The organism is Methylobacterium sp. WL18 (assembly GCF_008040015.1).
GTDB lineage: Bacteria > Pseudomonadota > Alphaproteobacteria > Rhizobiales > Beijerinckiaceae > Methylobacterium > Methylobacterium mesophilicum.
Window position 1 is genome coordinate 1 of the sequence record NZ_VRVD01000036.1, and the last position, 19,165, is coordinate 19,165.

General features: G+C 69.9%; 17 protein-coding genes. 3 read left to right on the plus strand and 14 right to left on the minus strand.

All coding sequences use genetic code 11. From position 1 onward, the window contains the following. On the minus strand, positions 1–1,887 hold a 1,887-nt coding region (locus FV228_RS05825), incomplete at its 3' end, for a proline dehydrogenase family protein (RefSeq protein WP_187277646.1). 238 nt (positions 1,888–2,125) lie between these two features. Here FV228_RS05825 and FV228_RS05830 point away from each other — a divergent pair. Next, positions 2,126–3,172: a saccharopine dehydrogenase NADP-binding domain-containing protein gene (locus FV228_RS05830; protein ID WP_147853728.1), complete on the plus strand. Its 1,047-nt coding sequence runs from the start codon at positions 2,126–2,128 to the stop codon at positions 3,170–3,172. A gap of 145 nt (positions 3,173–3,317) precedes the next feature. Here FV228_RS05830 and FV228_RS05835 read toward each other — a convergent pair whose 3' ends face one another. Both FV228_RS05835 and FV228_RS05840 read right to left on the minus strand, forming a co-directional pair. Next, positions 3,318–4,841, minus strand: a complete 1,524-nt coding sequence (locus FV228_RS05835) for an altronate dehydratase family protein (RefSeq protein WP_147853741.1) — start codon at positions 4,839–4,841, stop codon at positions 3,318–3,320. 137 nt (positions 4,842–4,978) lie between these two features. Then, positions 4,979–5,749: a DUF1194 domain-containing protein gene (locus tag FV228_RS05840; RefSeq protein ID WP_246693842.1), complete on the minus strand. Its 771-nt coding sequence runs from the start codon at positions 5,747–5,749 to the stop codon at positions 4,979–4,981. Positions 5,750–6,021: 272 nt separating this feature from the next. Here FV228_RS05840 and FV228_RS05845 point away from each other — a divergent pair, with 272 nt between their 5' ends. Beyond that, the gene (locus tag FV228_RS05845) at positions 6,022–6,246 is read left to right on the plus strand and encodes a hypothetical protein (RefSeq protein WP_147853729.1); all 225 of its coding nucleotides are present in this window, start codon (positions 6,022–6,024) and stop codon (positions 6,244–6,246) included. 10 nt (positions 6,247–6,256) lie between these two features. On the opposite strand, the gene FV228_RS05850 is transcribed toward FV228_RS05845, so the two are convergent. From FV228_RS05850 to FV228_RS05900, 11 genes are all read right to left on the minus strand, one after another. Beyond that, positions 6,257–7,030 carry a DUF1223 domain-containing protein gene (locus FV228_RS05850; RefSeq protein ID WP_147853730.1) on the minus strand — a complete coding sequence of 258 codons (774 nt, stop codon included), beginning with the start codon at positions 7,028–7,030 and terminating at the stop codon, positions 6,257–6,259. A gap of 7 nt (positions 7,031–7,037) precedes the next feature. Next, positions 7,038–8,054, minus strand: a complete 1,017-nt coding sequence (locus FV228_RS05855; RefSeq protein ID WP_147853731.1) for a lipid A biosynthesis lauroyl acyltransferase — start codon at positions 8,052–8,054, stop codon at positions 7,038–7,040. Positions 8,055–8,236: 182 nt separating this feature from the next. Continuing rightward, on the minus strand, positions 8,237–9,259 hold the full coding sequence (locus tag FV228_RS05860; protein ID WP_147853732.1) for a zinc-binding dehydrogenase: 1,023 nt from the start codon (positions 9,257–9,259) through the stop codon (positions 8,237–8,239). Positions 9,260–9,267: 8 nt separating this feature from the next. Then, positions 9,268–9,558: an SH3 domain-containing protein gene (locus FV228_RS05865; RefSeq protein ID WP_147853733.1), complete on the minus strand. Its 291-nt coding sequence runs from the start codon at positions 9,556–9,558 to the stop codon at positions 9,268–9,270. Positions 9,559–9,669: 111 nt separating this feature from the next. Further along, a complete protein-coding gene (locus FV228_RS05870) occupies positions 9,670–10,437 on the minus strand; it encodes an SDR family oxidoreductase (RefSeq protein ID WP_147853734.1) in 768 nt (255 codons plus the stop codon). After that, positions 10,434–11,717, minus strand: a complete 1,284-nt coding sequence (locus FV228_RS05875) for a beta-ketoacyl-ACP synthase (RefSeq protein WP_147853735.1) — start codon at positions 11,715–11,717, stop codon at positions 10,434–10,436. The genes FV228_RS05870 and FV228_RS05875 overlap by 4 nt, the downstream gene beginning before the upstream one ends. 53 nt (positions 11,718–11,770) lie before the next feature. Then, positions 11,771–13,006, minus strand: a complete 1,236-nt coding sequence (locus FV228_RS05880; protein ID WP_147853736.1) for an allantoate amidohydrolase — start codon at positions 13,004–13,006, stop codon at positions 11,771–11,773. Continuing rightward, positions 13,003–14,283, minus strand: a complete 1,281-nt coding sequence (locus FV228_RS05885; protein WP_147853737.1) for a Zn-dependent hydrolase — start codon at positions 14,281–14,283, stop codon at positions 13,003–13,005. The genes FV228_RS05880 and FV228_RS05885 overlap by 4 nt, the downstream gene beginning before the upstream one ends. Positions 14,284–14,383: 100 nt before the next feature. After that, complete coding sequence (locus FV228_RS05890; protein WP_147853738.1) at positions 14,384–14,845, minus strand: tellurite resistance TerB family protein; 462 nt, start codon at positions 14,843–14,845, stop codon at positions 14,384–14,386. 244 nt (positions 14,846–15,089) lie between these two features. Beyond that, positions 15,090–16,256: a carboxylate-amine ligase gene (locus FV228_RS05895; protein WP_147853739.1), complete on the minus strand. Its 1,167-nt coding sequence runs from the start codon at positions 16,254–16,256 to the stop codon at positions 15,090–15,092. A gap of 136 nt (positions 16,257–16,392) precedes the next feature. Continuing rightward, positions 16,393–17,907 carry a CYTH and CHAD domain-containing protein gene (locus FV228_RS05900; protein ID WP_147853740.1) on the minus strand — a complete coding sequence of 505 codons (1,515 nt, stop codon included), beginning with the start codon at positions 17,905–17,907 and terminating at the stop codon, positions 16,393–16,395. Positions 17,908–18,300: 393 nt separating this feature from the next. Here FV228_RS05900 and FV228_RS05905 point away from each other — a divergent pair. Then, positions 18,301–19,165, plus strand: an 865-nt coding sequence (locus tag FV228_RS05905; protein WP_187277647.1) for a GTP-binding protein, incomplete at its 3' end; no start/stop codon positions are given.

The following is a 19,165-nucleotide window of genomic DNA, read 5'->3' on the forward strand; positions in this document are numbered from 1 at the left end:
CTCCACCGCCGCCCAGGTGTCGGCTGCCGCCTCCGCCCGGGCGAGCGCCGCCTGGATCTCGGGGAACGACGCGGCCCGGACTGTGCCGACCACGTCCCGATGATCGGCGGGGTTGTGCACGGCCATATCGGCGGAGTCCGGATCGGCCCCGGACGGCACGGTGGACCAGGGCGTCCGCCCGCTCTCCGCCAGCGCCGCAGCGAGCTGGGTCAGGGCGGCCTCGTCGGCCAGGTCGAGGCCAACGGCATTGGCACGGCTGGGTCCGTAGAGTTCGCGTGGCAGCGCGATCCGCTCGTGCGGTGAACCCGGGACCGGCATCGCCTCGACGATGGCGACGGGATCGGCGATCAGCGCGTCAACCGGCACGGACGCGTCGCCGACCCGGTTCACGAAGGAGCTGTTGGCGCCGTTCTCGAGAAGCCGGCGCACCAGATAGGCGAGCAGGGTCTCGTGGGTGCCCACCGGCGCGTAGATGCGGCAAGGTCGGTCGAGTTCGGCCCCGCCGACCACCGTTTCGTAGAGCGGCTCACCCATGCCGTGCAGGCACTGGAATTCGTACCGGCCGAGGCGGAAATCGGGTCCCGCCATCTCGACGATGCTGGCCAGAGTCTGTGCGTTGTGGGTGGCGAATTGCGGAAAGATCGCGTCGGGCGCGGCGAGGAGCTTCTGCGCGCAAGCGAGATAGGACACGTCGGTGTGCAGCTTGCGGGTGAAGACCGGGAAGCCCGCGAGCCCGTCCACCTGCGCACGCTTGATCTCACTGTCCCAGTACGCGCCCTTCACCAGGCGGACCATCAGCCGGCGCCGGCTGCGCCGGGCGAGGTCGATCAGCACATCGATCGCGAACGGGCAGCGCTTGCCGTAGGCCTGTACGACGAAGCCCAGCCCATCCCATCCGGCCAGACCCGGGTCGGAGGCCAGGGTCTCAAGGATGTCGAGGGACAGGTCGAGGCGGTCGGCCTCCTCGGCGTCGATGTTGAGACCGATCTCGTAGCGCTTGGCGAGGCGGGCGAGGTCCCGGACGCGGGGCGCGAGTTCCGCCATCACGCGCCCGCGCTGGGATCTCGTGTATCGGGGATGAAGCGCCGACAGCTTGATCGAGATGCCCGGCCCGCGCAGCACGCCGCGCCCGGCAGACGCTTCCCCAATCGCGCGGATCGCCTCCTGATAGGAGCGCAGATAACGGTCCGCGTCCTCGGCGGTGAGGGCAGCCTCGCCGAGCATGTCGTAGGAGTAGGTGAACCCCTTCGCCTCCATACGAGCGGCGTTACGCAGGGCCTCCGCGATGTCGCGCCCGGTGACGAACTGCTCGCCCATCAGCCGCATGGCGAGATCGACCGCCTTGCGGATCAACGGTTCGCCACCGCGCGCGATCAGGCGGGTCAGCGTCGCCGAAAGCCCGGATTCACTGCGTGTCGCCGCGAGCCGGCCGGTCACCAGCAGGCCCCAGGTCGCGGCATTCACGAAAGGCGACGGGCTGTGGCCGAGATGCGCGGCCCAGTCGCCGCCGGCGATCTTGTCCCGGATCAGCGCGTCGCGGGTGCCGGCGTCGGGAATGCGCAGCAGCGCTTCGGCCAGGCACATCAGCGCCACGCCCTCCTGACTGGAGAGGGCGTATTCGTGGATCAGCCCCTCGACGCCGCCGTGGCGGGTGTTGCGGCGCAGGCCCTCTACGAGCCGCCGGGCCGTGTCGGCGACGCGACCGGCCGCGTCTGGCGGCAAGCGGGCGAGATCGAGAAGCGGCGCCACGCAATCCGGCTCGGGGCGCCGACACGCCGCGACCATCGCGGCCCGGAGTGGCGACAGGGCGACCACGTCGTCCGCGAAGGCCGTGAACGGGTCGTCCGCCGGGGCGGCGGGACGGTCCAGAGCGCCTGATCCTGGCATGGTCGCTTCCTCGGGCCGCAAAGACTCAACACGTGCGGGCATCAAGCTACGTCGCCAGGGCATCGTCCCGAAAGGTGGCCGCCGACGTTCGCCAGAACGAGGCCTCTGCCGACGGCGATCGCGAGCCGCTCAGCGCACGGGTCTCGCGCACCTGCCACGACGGCCATGGGACGGAGCGCCATGTGACGGACCGCCATGCGCAGTCCCTTGCCGGTCGGGCCATGATAGAGGGGCAGCCATGACAGCGATCCTGATCTACGGCGCCACCGGCTATACTGGGACGCTCCTGGCCGAACATGCCCGCACGCAGGGCCTTCGCCCGATCCTGGCCGGCCGAGACCCGGACAAGCTGCGTCCGTTGGCCGACCGGCTCGGGCTCGACTGGAGGGCGGCCCCACTCGATGACCCGGGACGGCTGCGGGAGGCACTCGCCGGCGTCGCCGCGGTGATCCACGCCGCCGGACCCTTCTCCAGGACGGCCCGCCCCATGGCCGAGGCGTGCCTGGCCGCGGGGACGCACTACGTCGACATCACCGGCGAGATCGACGTGCTGGAGGCACTCGCCACCCGGGATGCCGACGCGAAAGCGGCCGGCATCGTGCTGTTGCCCGCCGCGGGTTTCGACGTGGTGCCGAGCGATTGCCTGGCCGCCCACGTGGCCGGCCGGCTGCCCGGCGCCACGAACCTGCGAATCTCCATCGGCGGTTTCGGTGGCTTCAGCCGGGGGACGGCCCGCACCATGGTCGAGGGCATCGCCTGGGGAACGCGGGTGCGGTGCGCTGGCCGCATCGTCGAGCTGCCGAGCCCGCCCCGCGGCAACGCCGATTTCGGCCGCGGACCCCGTCGCACCGTGGGGCTTGGCTGGGGCGACGTGTCGAGCGCGTGGTACTCGACGCGAGTCCCCAACATCGAAGTGTATTTCGAGGCGTTCCCCGCCATGACTGCGGCAGCGGGCCTGCCTGCTGGCTTCCGGCGGATCATCGCCGGCAGCACGATGCAGCGGCTGATCAATCGCGGCATCGACCGCCTGCCGGAGGGCCCGTCGGCGGCCGCGCGGGCGACGGCGCGCAGCACGTTCCTGGCCGAGGCCTGGGATGAGAGCGGCAGGCGCGCGGCAAGCCGCATGGTGACCCCCGAGGGTTATACGCTGACCGTCCTGACAGCGCTGGACGTCGCCCGGCGCGTGGCTTCGGGCGCGGTCCCGGCGGGGTTCCATACCCCGGTCACCGCCTTCGGGCCGGATTTCATCCTGGGTTTTCCGAACGTGGTGCGGATGGATCTCTGATCCGGTATCCGCGTGTGTCGTTCGCGCCGACGACGCCGCCCCGGCATCGCAAGCGCACTTCCGCGGCGCGATCACCCGAAGGCTCTTTCTCCGAGGTTGCTTCGCTACGCGCGCAAAGGCGATCGAGGGAGCGAACGCCGTTAAATCAGACGGTTGCGCCGAGTTGCCAGGGCGCGAATTCCGACGATCCGAAGTCGAACTGTTCGCTCTTCGTCCGCTCGCCGCTGGCGACCCGAAGGATCAGCTCGAAGATCCGTCGGCCTGCCTGCTCGACGCTTTCCTCGCCGTCGAGGATCGTACCGCAATTGACGTCCATGTCCTCCTCGAGGCGCCGGTACATGGCCGAGTTCGTGGCGATCTTGATCGACGGGGATGGCTTGCAGCCGAACACGCTGCCGCGCCCGGTGGTGAAGCAGACGAGGTTCGCCCCGCCAGCCACCTGCCCGGTCGCGGAGACCGGATCGTAGCCGGGGGTGTCCATGAACACGAAACCCTTGGCGGTCACCGGGTCGGCGTAGCGGACCACGTCGACCAGGTTGGTGCTGCCGGCCTTGGCCATGGCGCCCAGTGACTTCTCCAGGATCGTCGTGAGGCCGCCGGCCTTGTTGCCCGGGGACGGGTTGGCGTCGATCTCCGAGCCTTCCCGGCGGGTGTAGTCTTCCCACCAGCGCATCAGGTCGACGAGCTTCTGGCCAACCTCGGGGGCCACAGCCCTTCGGGTGAACAGATGCTCGGCTCCATAGGTCTCGGTGGTCTCCGACAGGATCACGGTGCCGCCGTTCTCGACCACGCGGTCGCTGGCGATCCCGAGCGCCGGGTTCGCGGAGACGCCGGAATAGCCGTCCGAGCCGCCGCATTGCAGGGCGACGATCAGCTCGCTCGCCGGCACTGTTTCCCGCTGCACCACGTTCGCCTCGGCCAGGATGCCCGTGACGAAGGCGATGCCGGCCTCGACGGTCTTACGCGTGCCGCCGAGCGTCTGGATGTTCATGCTGCGGATCCGGTCGCCCAGGCCCTGCTCCTCCAGGAAGGCGCCGATCTGGTTCACCTCGCAGCCGAGCCCGATCATCACGATGTGCGAGAAGTTGACGTGGCGGGCATAGCCCGCGAGCGTCCGGCGCAGGAGCCGCAGCGGCTCACCCATGGCCATGCCGCAACCGGTCTTATGGGTCAGCGCGACGACGCCGTCGACATTCGGGTAGGCGGCCAGCGGATCGAGGCCGAGGATCGGGTGGCGCCGGAACGCGTCCGCGATCAGGTCGGCGACGTGCGCGCTGCAATTCACCGAGGTCAGGATGCCGACATAGTTTCGCGTCGCCACCCGCCCGTCCGGGCGGCGGATGCCCTGGAAGGTCGCGGGCGGCGCGACCAGCCGGGTCGGGCGCGCATCGACCCCGAACGCGTAGTCGCGAGCGAACTCGCCCATGCCGAGATTGTGCACGTGGACGTGCTGGCCAGCCGCGATGTCGTCCTTGGCGAAGCCGATGATCTGTCCGTACTTGGTCACAGCCTCGCCCGAGCGATGGGGACGGACCGCGACCTTGTGGCCGGGCACGATCCGCTCGACGGCCATGACGCCCGGGGCGACCGGCGTGCCCGGCTCGATCGCAGTCCTGGCGACCGCGACGCCGTCGTCCGGCCGCAGGGTGATGACGGGATAGGCGGACAGCCTGTCGGCCGTGACCAGCATCGGACTTCCTCCCTGAGCCGCGCCTCGCCGGGCGCGTGCACGAGGAACCTAACGTCCCTGCACGCAGGGCGCGAGAACCGTGGGTGACGCGGGAGCCCGGATGTCGTCGGGTGGCGTCAGGAGATCTCGCGCACCAGCTTTGCGATGAGCGCCCGGCCGAATGCCTCGAAGCTCTGCGCCGTCATGACGAACGCTCCTTCCCCGCCGATCACGGTCTCCCGGTAGTAGGCGGCCAGCCCGTCGGGGGGATTGGTGTGCTCTCTCAAATACCCCGGCATCCCGGTGGGATCGGTGAGGATGACGATGCCGTTGACCGTGGTGCCCAGCGCCACGGCGGCATCCCGGGCTTCGGCGATCGCGCGGCCGGAATTGCTCGTGCCGTCTCCGGAGATATCGATCACCGTCCGCTCGGCGCGGTAGGGCGAGCGGTCGAGCAGCATGGACGCGAAGCCGATCGCCGACCCGATGGCGGTCCGGCCGTAGAACGGGCGCGATGCTCCGGCCAGCCGCGTCGCGAAGGTGGCGGCATCGTCGGCCGAGGCGATGATCATCCAATCGACCGCGATCTGCTGCTCACCGGGGCCCGCCCAATCGAACAGGGCTACCGCGATGCGCCCGCGCTTTCCCTCGGCGATCGCCTGCAGGACACGCCGGTCGCCGAAGGCTTCGGCGTAGCCCCGTCGCTCCAGCTCGAAGCGGGACGTGCTGATGCTGAGCGAGACATCGACCGCGAGCACCAGGAGAACATCGACGCCAGTCTCCGCGGCCGCGGCCCGTCTGCCCGCAAGGGACAGGGTGGCGAGCATCCCGGAGAGCAGATGGCGTCGCCGCATGGCCGAAAACTCGGTGGCGGATGTCCGCACGATCCGGCAGACGCCCTCGCCCATGCAACGAGCCGGCCGCCGGGGTGGTTCGATACCGCGAGCGCCGGGTATGCGACAATCGCGCCCGGCTTCCAAGCGACGGGAGCGCCTCGCCGTTCGGTGATCGAAACGGTGGGATCGTCGGCAATGCGGGCGGCGACCGAACGGCGGGAAGGTTCCGTTCGATCAGGCGCGGGTGACGCCGCCTTCGGTCGCATCGGGCACCGAACTGTCCGCTCTATCTCAAGCCGGAAAGGCGCATCAGGCGCCAGATCCGGGAAAGCTCGAAACCGACAATGCGCATCTTCAATTGGATCGGCCGCGTCGCGAAGACCGTCGTGGTCGGCGGCGTAACCGGCACCGTGGCTTTGACCAGCCGGCTCCTCGACGGGACCATCGGGCTGGTCGGCCGATCCTCCGAGCGCCTGGATGAGAAGCTCGGCGCCCTGGCGCAGGCCTCGGAAGAGCGCCGCCGCCAGCAGGGCCGCCGCCCGATCGATCCAATCACTCTGCAGAAGTAGGACGGGCGCGCTACAGGCCCGGGCCCTTGGCGGCGCCGAGGATACGGCCCGGGCGACCTTCGGCGGCGCTCTGGACGAGAACGACCCAGCTGTCGGCCTCGGCGATCTCCGCCATGGTGCAGGGGACGTCGAACCGGATCGGCTGGCCGGCCCAGGTGCCGAGACGCTGCATGCCGCGCACGACGTTGACATAGGTGGCCGTCCGGCCGCCGTTCTCCCCGCCCTGGATCGCGATGGCCCGGCTGCGCAGCACAGGCACGAGCCAGACGTCGCCGCGGGTGTCGGTCCTGGTGTCCGGCGCGGCGCCGACCTCGACGGTGATCCGGTCTCCGTGCATCTCGCCGCGGACCTGTATCGGCAGTCCGCCGTGCTGCGTCGCCTCGCGCATCAAGCGTTCGAGGGCCACTCGATCGGATCCGACCGCGAAGCCGCTGCCGTCGACCACGATCTGCGGCGTGAATACCTGACGGGCGCCGCGGGCCCGGGCGTAGGCGCGCTGACGTTCGGTCAGAGGCCGCATCGCCAGGGTGTCTTTCCAGCCGAGATAATCCCAGTAGGTCACCGGCAGGGTGAGCGCGACCACGCCGGGCTGGCGCGCCAGGTCACGGATGACGGGGTCGGCGCTCCGGCAGGCGCCACAGCCCTGGCTGGTGAACAGCTCTACGACGGCGCGGACCGGCTCCGCCCGCGCCTGCGCCGAAGCCGAGACCGCGCACAGGAGCGCCGCAGCGCACAGCGCGCGGCTTTCGCGGGTCCTGGTCCGGGCGCGGTGCCGATGCGTCATCGATCCATCAGAGCGGTTGGGACGCCGTGTGGGAAATCACGTTGGCTTGAGAGGCCTCTACCATCGGTTGAGCTGAATGTGGGAGATTTCTCGCCTTAGGCAACATGTCCGGCCGCCACCGACGGTGCATCCAGAGCCACTGGCCGGGATGCTCGCGCACCCAGCCATCCACGACCGCGGTCATCGCCTGCATGGCGCCGGCCACATCGATCACCCCGTCGGCGTTGCGCGGCAGGTCGAGCGGCGGCGTCAGCTCGAGCCGGAAGCGGCCCTTCGGCAGGCGGATCACCCGGACGCCGTGAACCGGGCAGTCGTAGTGCCGGACGAGCTTGGCGAGCAGCGGGTTGGCCAGACAGGGCCGCCCGAGAAAGTCGACCACGACGCCGCGGGTGAAGTGCTGGTCGATCAGCTGTCCGAGATGGCCGCCGTTCTCGACGACGTCCCGCATGGCGAAGACGGCGCCAGGGGTCGAAGCCGCCAGGCCGCCCATCGAACGCCGGCGGACCTCTTGCACGAGGCGCGCCGCGGCCGGGTTGTTGGGCGGCCGGAAGACGGCGGTCGCGTCCAGGCCGAACCGGGCCGCGCAGATCGCCGGGAGTTCCCAGTTTCCGAGGTGGGCGGAAAAGATCAGCCCGGGCCGGCCATCGTCGCGTAGGGCCGCGAAGTGCTCGATCCCCGCGACCTCCGTGCGCATCGTGCCGGCGGCGTCGGGATCGTAGTCGAACAGTGAATCGAGGTGGGCGTATTCGGCGCCGGTCCGCCCGAGATTGTCCCAGGCTTCCAGCGCGATGCGCTTCCGCTCCGCCTCCGGCATGTCGGGAAACGCCGCACGTAGGTTCGCCAGGGCGGTGCGATGCGCCGGCAGCCACGGTCCGACCGTGCGCAGGAGCGCTGCGCCGAGCGCGGTCGAGCGATCCGGGCCGAGGGCGCGGGCCAGCCAGACCAGGGCGCGGATCAGCGGGACCATGGCGAATCCGGCAAGCCGCGGGAACGATCGTCTGAGGATGAGGGCGAGGCGCAGCACGTTGGTTTCCCGGGCACGATGCGGGCAGGCCCGGCAGTTCGCGTGTAAGGCGACGCTTAAACCATGTCCGACGGGGTGCGATAGCGCATCGCCCCGCAAGATGGCCGCCGCCTCTCGAGACGATGGCAGGCCTGGATTTGCCAAGGCGTCCGAGAGGAGATCCTGGGAGACTGGGCCGACCCTTAGAGGCTAACGAGGATCTTTCCGAACACCTTGCGGGATTTGAGCCGCTCCAGCCCCTGGGCGAAGTCGCCGAGCGGGTAGACCGTATCGACCACCGGGCGGATACCCTGCGCCATCTTGTCGAGGGCCTGCGCGATATTCGCCAGCGAGCAGCCGAACGAACCGGTGATGCGGTATTGCTGCTGGAACAGCTGCATCAGATTCATGGTGGCCGAGACGCCGGAGGTCGAGCCGCAGGTCACCAGCCGGCCGCCGCGCTTCAGGCAGAGCAGCGAGCCGTTCCAGGTGTCGGCGCCGACATGCTCGAACACCACATCGACGCCCTTGCGCTTGGTCAGCCGCCGGACCTCGCCCTCGAACCGCTCGGTGCGATAGTTGATGACGTGGTCGGCCCCAAGCTCCGCCGCCTTCCGACCCTTCTCGTCGTCGCCGACCGTGGTGTAGACGGTGCAGCCGATCGCCTTGGCCATGCGGATCGCCGCGGTTCCGATGCCGGAGCCGCCGGCATGGACCAGTACGCTCTCGCCCGGCTCCAGGCGGGCATTGTCGAACAGCATGTGCTGGACGGTGCCGAAGGCGATGCCCGCACAGGCTGCGTCGGTGTCGCTGACGCCATCCGGCACCTTCACGACCAGGCGGGCCGGCAGAGTCACCAATTCGCGCGCGAAGCCGTCGACGTGGAAGCCCATCACGCCGGAGACATCCTCGCAGAGGTTATCGCGGCCCTCCCGGCAGGCCCGGCAGTCCCCGCAGGTCATCGCCCCGTAGGGCACGACCCGATCACCGGACGCGACAGAGGTGACGCCAGCGCCAACCGCTTCCACCACGCCGGCCGCCTCGGCGCCGACGATGAGCGGCATCTTGCGCTTGGCGAACGCCATGCCGCGAAAGCCCCAGACGTCGATGAAGTTGAGGCCCACCGCGCGGATACGGATCTGCACGTCGCCGGGCCCCGGCGCGGCGGGGGCCTCGACTTCGGTCAGGCGTAGGTCGCGGTCGCCGAATAGCTGGAGGGCTCGCATATCGTCTTTCATCGTTCCGGCGCGAGATAACGCCGCCGCGCCCAGCCCACGATTCGCCCGGCCTTGACCCGGCACCACGTGGCCCGGCTCGGCGTATCGGCGGTGCAGCCGAAGACCAGGGCACGGGTGCGGATCTCGCCGACCTGCTCGGCCGCGGCATCCGGCTCGGCGCGGATCGAGAGCGATTCGCCGGGGGAAAGCCCCGAGATCCGGTACGATTCCGGTTCGGCGCCGGCACGGCCCGGGACGAGGGGAGCCGCGAGGCAAAGTCCGGCGAGGAAGGCGAGGCGGGCGCGCATCGGGAGGTCGCTAAAGCATCGCGCGTGTAAGGGGAATTCCAAGCGTCGGACTTACCACGGCGGCGGCGAAAGCCGCGAGCCGCCATTGGAGACACGCAATCGGAAACGAAATCAGGCGCGGTGGACGCCCATCATCGCGGTGAGACCGCCGTCCACCGGCAAGACCGTTCCGGTGATGTAAGCGGCCCCGTCGCCCACGAGGAACGCAGCCAGGGCGGCGACATCGTCGGGGCGGGCGAACCGGCCGGCGGGGATCTGGCGCTCCATCCCGGCGCGGTGCACGGCGTAGCGCGCCATCATGGCGGTGTCGACGAAGCCCGGCGCGATGACGTTGACCGTGACCCCGCGCTTGGCGGTCTCGATCGCGAGCGTGCGGCAATAGGCGATCAGCGCGCCCTTGCTGGCCGCGTAGGCCGCGTTGCCGGCATTGCCCCGCAGGGCGGCCACGGAACCGATGGCGATGACGCGGCCCGCCCGGGCACGGATCATCTCGCGCATCAGCGCCTTGGCGATCCGCGTCAGGGAGAAGAAGTTGACCTGCATGGCCGCCTCGGCCCGCTCCTGGTCGAACATCGCCGCCAGTGCGTCGCTGGCCTGACCGGCATTGTGGACAAGGCCGTAATAGGCCGTGGCCTCGGCGGTCTCGCAGAAGCCCTCGAGGGCGGCCTTGTCGGCAAGGTCCAGGGCATGGCCGGTGAAGGTACGGTCCGGATGCGCTTCGCGCAGCTCGGCGAGCAACGCCTCGGCTGCCTCGGTCGAGGACCGATAAGTAAAATCGACGGCGTGCCCGGCGCATGCCAGCGCCCGCACGATCGCCAGGCCGACCCCCGACGCGCCGCCGGTGACGAGCACGCGCCGCCCTTCGGCACCGCCGCTCACGCCGGTTCAGCCCCGAGGACCAGACAGGTGTTCTGGCCGCCAAATCCGAATGAGTTCGACAGCACCGTCCGCACCGTCAGGTCCCGGGCGGTCTCCACCACATCGAGGCCGATCGCCGGATCCGCCACCCGGTGGTTGATGGTCGGCGGGATGCGGCCGTGCTGGATCGTCAGCAGCGAGACCGCCGCCTCGATGGCACCGGCTGCGGTCAGCGTGTGGCCGATCATCGACTTGTTGGAGGTCACCGGCAGGGACGGGGCGCGGGAGCCGAATACCGCCGCGAGCCCGAAAGCCTCCATCTTGTCGTTCTCGGGTGTCGAGGTGCCGTGCGCGTTGACCGTGTCGACCGCGTCCGGAGCCAGCCCGGCATCGTCGAGACTGGCCCGGATCGCCGCGATGACCGGCGCGCCATCTGGACTGGAGCGGGTGCGATGAAAGCCGTCGCCCTTCTCGCCGCAACCGAGCACGTAGCCGAGGATCCTGGCGCCCCGGGCGATGGCGGCCTCGGCATCCTCGAGGACCAGGGCGGCCGCGCCCTCCCCCATCACGAAGCCATCGCGATCCTTCGAGAACGGCTTCGAGGCCTCCTCGGGCACGTCGTTGCGCGTGGAGAGCGCCGAGAGCAGCGAGAACCGGATCAGCGATTCCGGGTTCACGGAGCCGTCGGTGCCGATGCAGAGCGCCGCGGCGGTCTCGCCCCGGCGTATCGCCTCGACGCCGAGTTGGATCGCGGTGGCCCCGGACGAGCAGGCGGTGGAGAGCGAGATCGGCGAGCCCTTGGTGCCGAACCGGTCGGCGATGCGGTCGGCCACGGTGCCGAAGATGAACAGGTCGTGCCAATCGTCGAAGCGCCGGGTCGCAGCGGCCCGAAGCAACCCGGCGTAATCGACCGCGCCTTCGCCGCCGGCGGCCTCAGCGAGCGCCTGGCGCTGCGGCCATTCCATCTCGACGGGCGGGACCGCGATGAACAGAGCCCCCGGGAAATCACCCTTCGTGCCGATGCCGGCCTGCGCGACCGCCTCCTGGGCGGCCTCGGCGGCAAAGCGTTCGGACAGGAGCGGGGCGATCAGCGGATCGGTATCGAGGAAATCGACGGTGCCGGCGATGCGGGTGCGCAGACCCTGGGTGGAGAACCGGGCGATGGCATGGATGCCAGACCGGCCGGCACAGAGGGCCGTCCAGGTGTCGGCTTGACCCTGACCGAGGGAGGAGACGACGCCGATGCCCGTCACCGCGATCAGCGGCCGGCCCCTCGCGTCGCGATGGGATCGCGCGCTCATGGCGCGTCTGTACGGGATTTTCTGGCGGCGTACACCCGGTCCGTGCGGGCCGTTCAGGCTCCGCGCCGTGACGCCCAAAATGCCTTGAGCGCTCGGAACAGCACCCGCGCCCCGGCCTCGATGTCGGGTAGGCTCGCGAATTCCGCGGGGTTGTGGCTGATTCCGCCGCGGCAACGCACGAACACCATGGCGATCGGCGCGATCGCCGCCACCGCCATGCCGTCATGTCCGGCGCCGCTCGGCATGGCGACGACGGGCAGGCTCTCGGCCGCGATGGCGTCCCGGATCAGCGCGGTCAGACCGGGATCGCATGGCACCGCCCCTGCCTCATGCAGGAGGCTGACGCCGAGATCGAGGTTGCGGCGCGCCGCAATGCTGTTGAAAGCCGCCTGGATGTCGGCGAGCGCGGCGAGGCGCTGGGCGTCGTCGGGCGCGCGAAGGTCGAGCGTGAACCGCACCCGCCCGGATATCGTGTTCCCCACGCCCGGTTCGGCCGACATCCGGCCGACGGTGCCGACCAGATGCTGCTCGGCGCGGCATCGTGCTTCCACGGCGAGCACGCATTCCGCGGCGCCCGCCAAGGCATCGCGCCGCTCGCCCATGGCGACCGTGCCGGCATGGCCGGCCTCGCCGATCAAGGTGAACTCCAGGCGGCTGGCGCCGGAGATCGCGGTCACGACGCCCACCGGCAGGCCGGCCTTCTCGAGCATCGGACCCTGCTCGATATGCAATTCGAGGTAGCCGAGAATCGCGTCCGGACGACGCGCCGCCGTGGCGATCGCCGCCGGGTCGAGCCCGGACGTCCGCAACGCCGCAGCGAGGGTGATCCCATCCGCATCCGCGGCATTGAGCACGGCCGGGTCGAGATGGCCCGCGAAGGCGCGGCTGCCGATCAGGGTTGCGGCGAAGCGGACGCCCTCCTCGTCGGCGAAGGCCACCACCTCCAGGGCGTGCGGCAGGCGGGTGCCGTCGCGGGCCAGCGCTTCGACGCAGGCGATCCCGGTGATCACACCGAGCGGCCCGTCGTAGCGACCGGCATTGCGGACCGTATCCAGATGCGACCCGATGACGACAGCCGGCCCGCCCGGCTCTGGGCCTTCGAGGCGGCCGATCAGGTTGCCGACGGCATCGTACCGCACGGTCAGGCCGGCCTCGCGCATCCATCTCGCCACCAGCGCCTCGGCCTGCGCCTGCTCGGGCGTCAGGTAGAGGCGGGTGATGGCGCCGGGCTCGGCGGTGATCGCTGCCAGCGCGTCGAGGCGGTCCTGGATGCGCGGGGCGAAGATCATCGCGCGGTCTGGTTCGTCCGGGGCGCGTTGGCGAGGCGCAGCACCGTCTGCAACAGGACGTCGGCGCCGGCAGCGCAATCGCCCGGCGTGGCGGATTCCGATTCGTTGTGGCTCACGCCGTCCTTGCACGGCACGAAGATCATCGCGGTGGGCACCTTGGCGGCGAGGTTGCAGGCGTCGTGCCCGGCCCCCGAGATGATGCGACGCCGGGGATGCCCAAGGCTCTCGGCGGCGGCATCGACCGCGGCCACGATCGCCGGATCGAACGGCACCGGTTCCTTGCGCCAGATCCGGGTCAGGGCGATCTCCAGCCGGCGTCGCTCGGCGATCTCGGTGGCGGCCTCGCGCAGGCTCGCCTCCATGGCGTCGAGGGTCGGGGATCGGGGATCGCGCACGTCGACCGTGAAGGCGACCCGCCCCGGCACGACGTTGCGCGAAGGGGCCAGGATCACGGCCTCACCGATCGTGGCCACCGCGGTGGGCGCATGGGCCAGGGCGATCCGCTCCGCCGCCAGCGCGAACTCGGACAGCGCCAGCAGCGCGTCCCGGCGACGTGGCATCGGCGTGGTTCCGGCGTGGCTCTCGAAGCCGGTGATCCGCCCGTCGAACCACATGATGCCCTGGCCACCCTCGACCACCCCGATGGTCTTGCCCTCGGCCTCCAGGATCGGCCCCTGCTCGATATGCAATTCCACGAAGGCGCCGATCTCGCGGGCGCCGACGGCTTCTCCGCCTCGATAGCCGATCGATTCGAGGGCTTCGGCGACGGTGACGCCGGCCGCGTCGCGCTTGGCCAGGATCTCGTCCGTCGTGAAATCGCCCGCATAGGCGGCCGAGGCCATCATGGCGGGGGCGAAGCGTGAGCCCTCCTCGTTGGTCCAGTTGACCACCATCAAGGGTGCATCGGTCTCGATCCCGGCATCGTTCAGGCTGCGCATCACCTCCAGCCCGGCCAGGACGCCGAGCACGCCGTCGAACTTGCCGCCGGTCGGCTGGGTGTCGAGATGGGAGCCGAACGCGATCGGCGCGCGGCTCATGTCCCGCCCCGGCCGCACGGCGTACTGGGTCCCGAGCGCATCGACCGAGACCGTGAGGCCAGCCGTCTCGCAGGCTTCCCGGAACCAGTCGCGCACGCAGCCATCCTCGGGCGACAGGGTCAGGCGATTGATGCCGCCGGCCGGCGTGCTGCCGAACGTCGCCGTCTCCAGGATCGTGGCCCACAGGCGCGATCCGTTCGCGCGCAGGTTGTCGGTCTTGCTCGGGGTGGTTTCGGCCATGATGGGTCCTCTCACGGCGCTGCGCCGTGCGAATCGATTCTCGGTCACCGTTATCGGGCGATGGGCCGGCCCGGAGCAACGGTGATGCCAGCCGGCGGGATCAGACCGGAGGCCGCCGCACCGGATTGGCGCGCAACAGTGCCGCGCCGTCGACCTGCAACGCGCTGGCGATCTCGCCCAGGGCATTCGCCTCGATGCCGCTGATCCCGTCCTGGTCTGCGACGTCGGCGGCGATCAGGAAGACATTCTCCCGCTGGCTCGTCGGCCGCTCCGCGACGGCGGCGACGTGGCGCAGGTTCTCGGCTCGGCCGAGACGTGTGCGGGCCCGCGCAATGCCTTCGTACAACTCCGTCTCTAGCATCAGCGCGTCGTAGCCCTTCACCAGGACCGGATCGGCGCGCAGGCCGTGCAGGGCCGTATCGAACTCTTCGCTCGCCACCTCGCCGTCGGCGACGATGACGTTGGCGGCGGCCGAGACGGCAGCGAGCATCAGCGCCTTGTCGCCCGCATAGGCTGTCACGGTACGGCCGACATGGCCGAAAATGTCGCGCAGAAGGCTCATGCCGAGTATTCGAGGATGTCCGCCGGAGCGGGAGGGATAGCAGACCGCGGTCGGGAAGGAAGGGGCCGGGAAGCGCTTGGTCAACGCGACGCGGTTCGGATCGGCGGTGGGAATTTCGCAACCCGCGAGCGCCAGAAATTCGCCAGCAACATCCAGATGTGAATCATGCATTCAACCGCGTCCCCAGCGCGGTCCGACAGATCCCGGGCCTGCCATCCCCCCCTCGGGCGGGCCCGGTTCCTGTTCAACGCCGTCGGGACGGTGCGCGAGTGGCCCCAACCGCGGTCGCCGTTCCGGCGGCGGTTTCCTGGGCGAGAAAATCCACCACCGCCGACAGGGCGTCGCGTTCCCGGGCACCGCGCTTGCGCGCCGCGGAGAAGATAGCGAGCTGTCGGTCGGCGCTCGAACCGTCGGCCACGATGGTCCGGGCGTGCGCGCAGGCCTCGGAGCAGCCGAGCGCGTCGGCATCCTCCGCCGTGTCGTCGAGCAACATTTCTATCGTCTCGGTCATCGGCACTGCCTGCGCCCGCGCCTCGTCGATCAGCTCGGCCTTCACCCCGTCGCGTTCGGCCCGCCACAGGTTCTCACGGATGAACCCCCGGGAGGCGGCCGTCATCCCGGCATTGCGTGTTCGGTCCCGGACCACCCGGCGCACCAGGCATCGGTACAGGCTGGCGATGCAGAGGCCGTCGTCGAGACGGGGGCAGCTGTCGGCCACGCGCAATTCGAGCGTCGGGTATTTCAGCGACGGGCGCAGCTGCCACCACAGGAAGGTCGCATCCGCGATGGCTCCGCTGCGGGTCATCACGTCGACGTAGCGGGCGTAGTCGGCCGGGTCGGCGAAGAGTTCCGGCAGGCCGGTGCGGGGCAACTCGGCGTAGGCGCGGGTGCGATAGCCGGCCATGCCGGTTCGTTCGCCCTGCCAGAACGGCGAGGAGGTCGAGAGCGCGAGCAGAACCGGCAGGAACGGCAGCAGCCGCCCCATGAGGTCGATGCGGGTGTCCGGATCCGGCACCTCGACATGGACGTGCAGTCCGCAGACGAGGTTGCGTTGCCCGACCATCCGGAGGTCGGCCATGATGCCGTGGTAGCGGGCCTTGTCGGTGGCAGACTGGTCCCGCCAGCGGGCCGTCGGATGCGTCCCGGCCGCGAAAGTCAGGATGTCGCGCTCAGAACCGATTTCGGAGAGGCTTCGGCGTAGCTCTACCAGATGGCCCCGTGCCGCTTCAATGTCATCGGTCGGGGGTGAGGCGATCTCGATCTGACATTGCAGTTGCTCACGCTCGACCGTGTCCAGTCGCGCCTTGACGGCGGCGTGGAACGCCTTCAGCCGGGCTCGCGGCGAGCCGCGAGTGCGGGCGTCGGCGAGGAAGAACTCTTCCTCCATCCCGAATCGATAGGCATGGGCCATCCGCGCTCCTCGCCCGGTCCGTCGGCGCAGGCCGACATACCGATCAACGGGGCGTCGCGAGATCCGTGCCGGATCCAGTCGCAATCGGGCACGGATCCGGAGTCTCGGCCCGGAAGATCCGGTCCGAAAACGTCTGTCAGCGCCAGAACGGCTTGACGTCCAGCAGCTCGGCACGCGCCTCCGCGGCCTCGATGAGGAGATCCCGGGTGCTCGCGTCGTCCGGACCGGGCATCGGGGGCCCGCCCAGGCTCTCCATCATCGTTCGCGCCGTCTCCAGGTCGTTCAGCGCGCCGAGGTGATCCTGCAAATCCGAGAGTGCGGCACCGAACTTGTCCTGGCGACGTCGCGCCTTCTTCTTCGTATAGAGCGCCGCGAAGAACTCAGCGCCGTAGCGCAGTTTCTTCGCGGCGATCCGTGCCCGGTGGCGGGTATGCGGATCGAGCTTCTTAAGGCCCCGGCCGCGCTTCTTCAGGCGCTCGCGGGCCCGATCCAGGACGCGAGCCGCGAAGGCGCTTCCGTCCTCGGCGGCGGCATCCTGGGCCGCCCAGGAACCGGCCTCGACCCAGCCGGCGAAGTCGATGATCAGGCCGCGCCATTGCGGGCTCTCCAGGATCGCTAGCACCGCATCGTAGGCTTTGGCGCGCTCGGCCTCGGCCAGCTCGCGCACGGCGGTGAGGTCGGTGTCGTCCGGGCGCTCCTTGGTGAGGTTCGGCAGGGTTTGGCCGAGGAACACGTCGAGGTTGCGGGCATGCCCGAACGGTTCGGTGACGCGCTTGATCTCGTCGCCGAAGGTGGCCGCGCGCGGATCGGCCTCCAGCATGGGGGCGAACAGCGACAGGGCCGAGCGCAGCCGCCGCAGCGAGACGCGCATCTGGTGAAGGGCTTCCGGCGCATGACCCGCCAGGAACGCAGTCTCGTTGAGGCGCAGGTGGCGCAGACAGGCGCGGGCCACCCGACGGAAGACGTCGCCGGCGCTTGCCCCCTCGGGCAGTACCACCGGCTCGGCCTTGACGGAGGACGGGCTGGTTGCATCGACCAGGGCGAAGCCGCGGCTGCTCTTGGCGGTGGCGCTCAGCCGCAGCGGAACGGTCTCGGCCAAATTCTGTGCCAGGGCGAACAGGTCGGCGGGCTCGCCGTCGGCGATCTCAAGCTCGACCTCGCAGATGGGGGAATCGCCGGCCGGGCTTTCGACCCGACCCTCATCCAGGGTGACGAGGATGCGCGAGTCGCCCTGCCGAACCGGGATGACCCGACGCGTGACCACCGTCGAGAACAGCTTCACCAGGGGCGCGTCCGCCTTGCGCAGGACCTTGTCCGCCGCGGTTTCGGCCCAGGCTGCCGGATCGGGCGTCTCGCCCGCGATCTCAGACTCCCACTCGGAACGGTCGAACAGTCCGACACCGCCCTGTCCGGCCTTCACGGTCTGGATGTGGCGGCCGCCTTGGTTGCGGACCCGGAGGGTCAATCCGGCGGCGCGCAGATCCTGCTCCGGCGTATCGTAATAGGTGCTGACGAGGAGTTCGGGCTCGGAGCCTTCGGCCCCCTGGAGCCGGGGATGGGCCGCCAGCGCGGTCAGGTCGGGACCCGCGCAATCGAGCTTCAGCTCGATCTCACGGGGGGCGGCCACGGCGTGGCTATCGGTCTCGCTCATGCTCTCCTCTTCGAAACGTCCGGTTCTTAACTCGGCGCAGCGCTCGCCGGGTTGCATCCGGGCGTCGTAAATTCCGATCTAGGACCGATCCGGACTTTCTGGCAATCGGGACCGCCCTTAAGTCCTTGATCGTGTATGCACGATTGTGCCGATCCAGCGGCTGGAACGCATATGAGGTTGCACCCAGATATGAAGGGTGTCGGGCGGATTCGGCCGTGGCATGCGTATTGAGTCGCTTCACTTTTACGCTTTCCCAATCTGGGACGCCGTGGCAAACCCGATTGTCCACAATCCATCTGCCTCCACGGTCACGACCTCGACCGATGGGCGGCGAACGGCACAACGCTGGGTCGGCAAGACGGAATCCCTTGCCGTGAATGCGGTGCGCCCTGCGTGGACGGCAGAACCGCGGAGACAATCGGGTCGGTGACTTCCTTAAAGACACTTCTGGTCGGTGTGATCGGGCATGTGGACCACGGCAAGACGGCCCTGGTCCGGGCACTCACGGGAATCGAGACGGACAGGCTGAAGGAAGAGCGAGACCGCGGGGTCTCCATCGTACCGGGCTTCGCGCTGCTGACGAGCGCGCAGGGCGAGATCGACCTCGTCGACCTGCCCGGTCACGAACGCTTCGTCCGCGCCATGGTCTCTGGTGCCACCGGCATGCGTGCCGTCCTGCTTGCGGTGGATGCCAACGAAGGCATCAAGCCGCAGACGGTCGAGCACCTGGAGATCGCCCGGCTGATCGGTGTCCGCCGCGGCGTGCTGGCGCTGACGAAGGCGGATCTGGCCACGCCCGAGACGATCGCCGCGCGATCAGCGGAGATCGCCGCCGCCGCCTCCCGCGCCGGGATCGTGGCAGGGCCGGTAATCGCCACCTCCACGCACGCCGGCACCGGAGTCGAGGATCTGGCCCGCGCCTTGGCCGATTTGCTGGCCGAAGCGGAAACCGGCGTCGACGACGGATTCCCGTATCTGCCGGTGGACCGGGTCTTCACCCGTCCGGGCTTCGGCACGGTGGTGACCGGGACCCTGCGGCGCGGACCGCTCGCGGTGGGCGACACCCTGGAGATCGTGCCCGGCGGCCGTAGCGCGGTGGTGCGCAGCCTCCAGATCCACGGACGCCCGGTCGAGCGCGCCGAGCCCGGACGACGGACCGCCGTGGCCCTGCGCGGTATCGGCCTCGACGAGATCGCACGCGGTCAGGCCCTCACGGTGCCCGGATTGCTGGCGCCGTCGCACTGGCTCGACGTGGCGC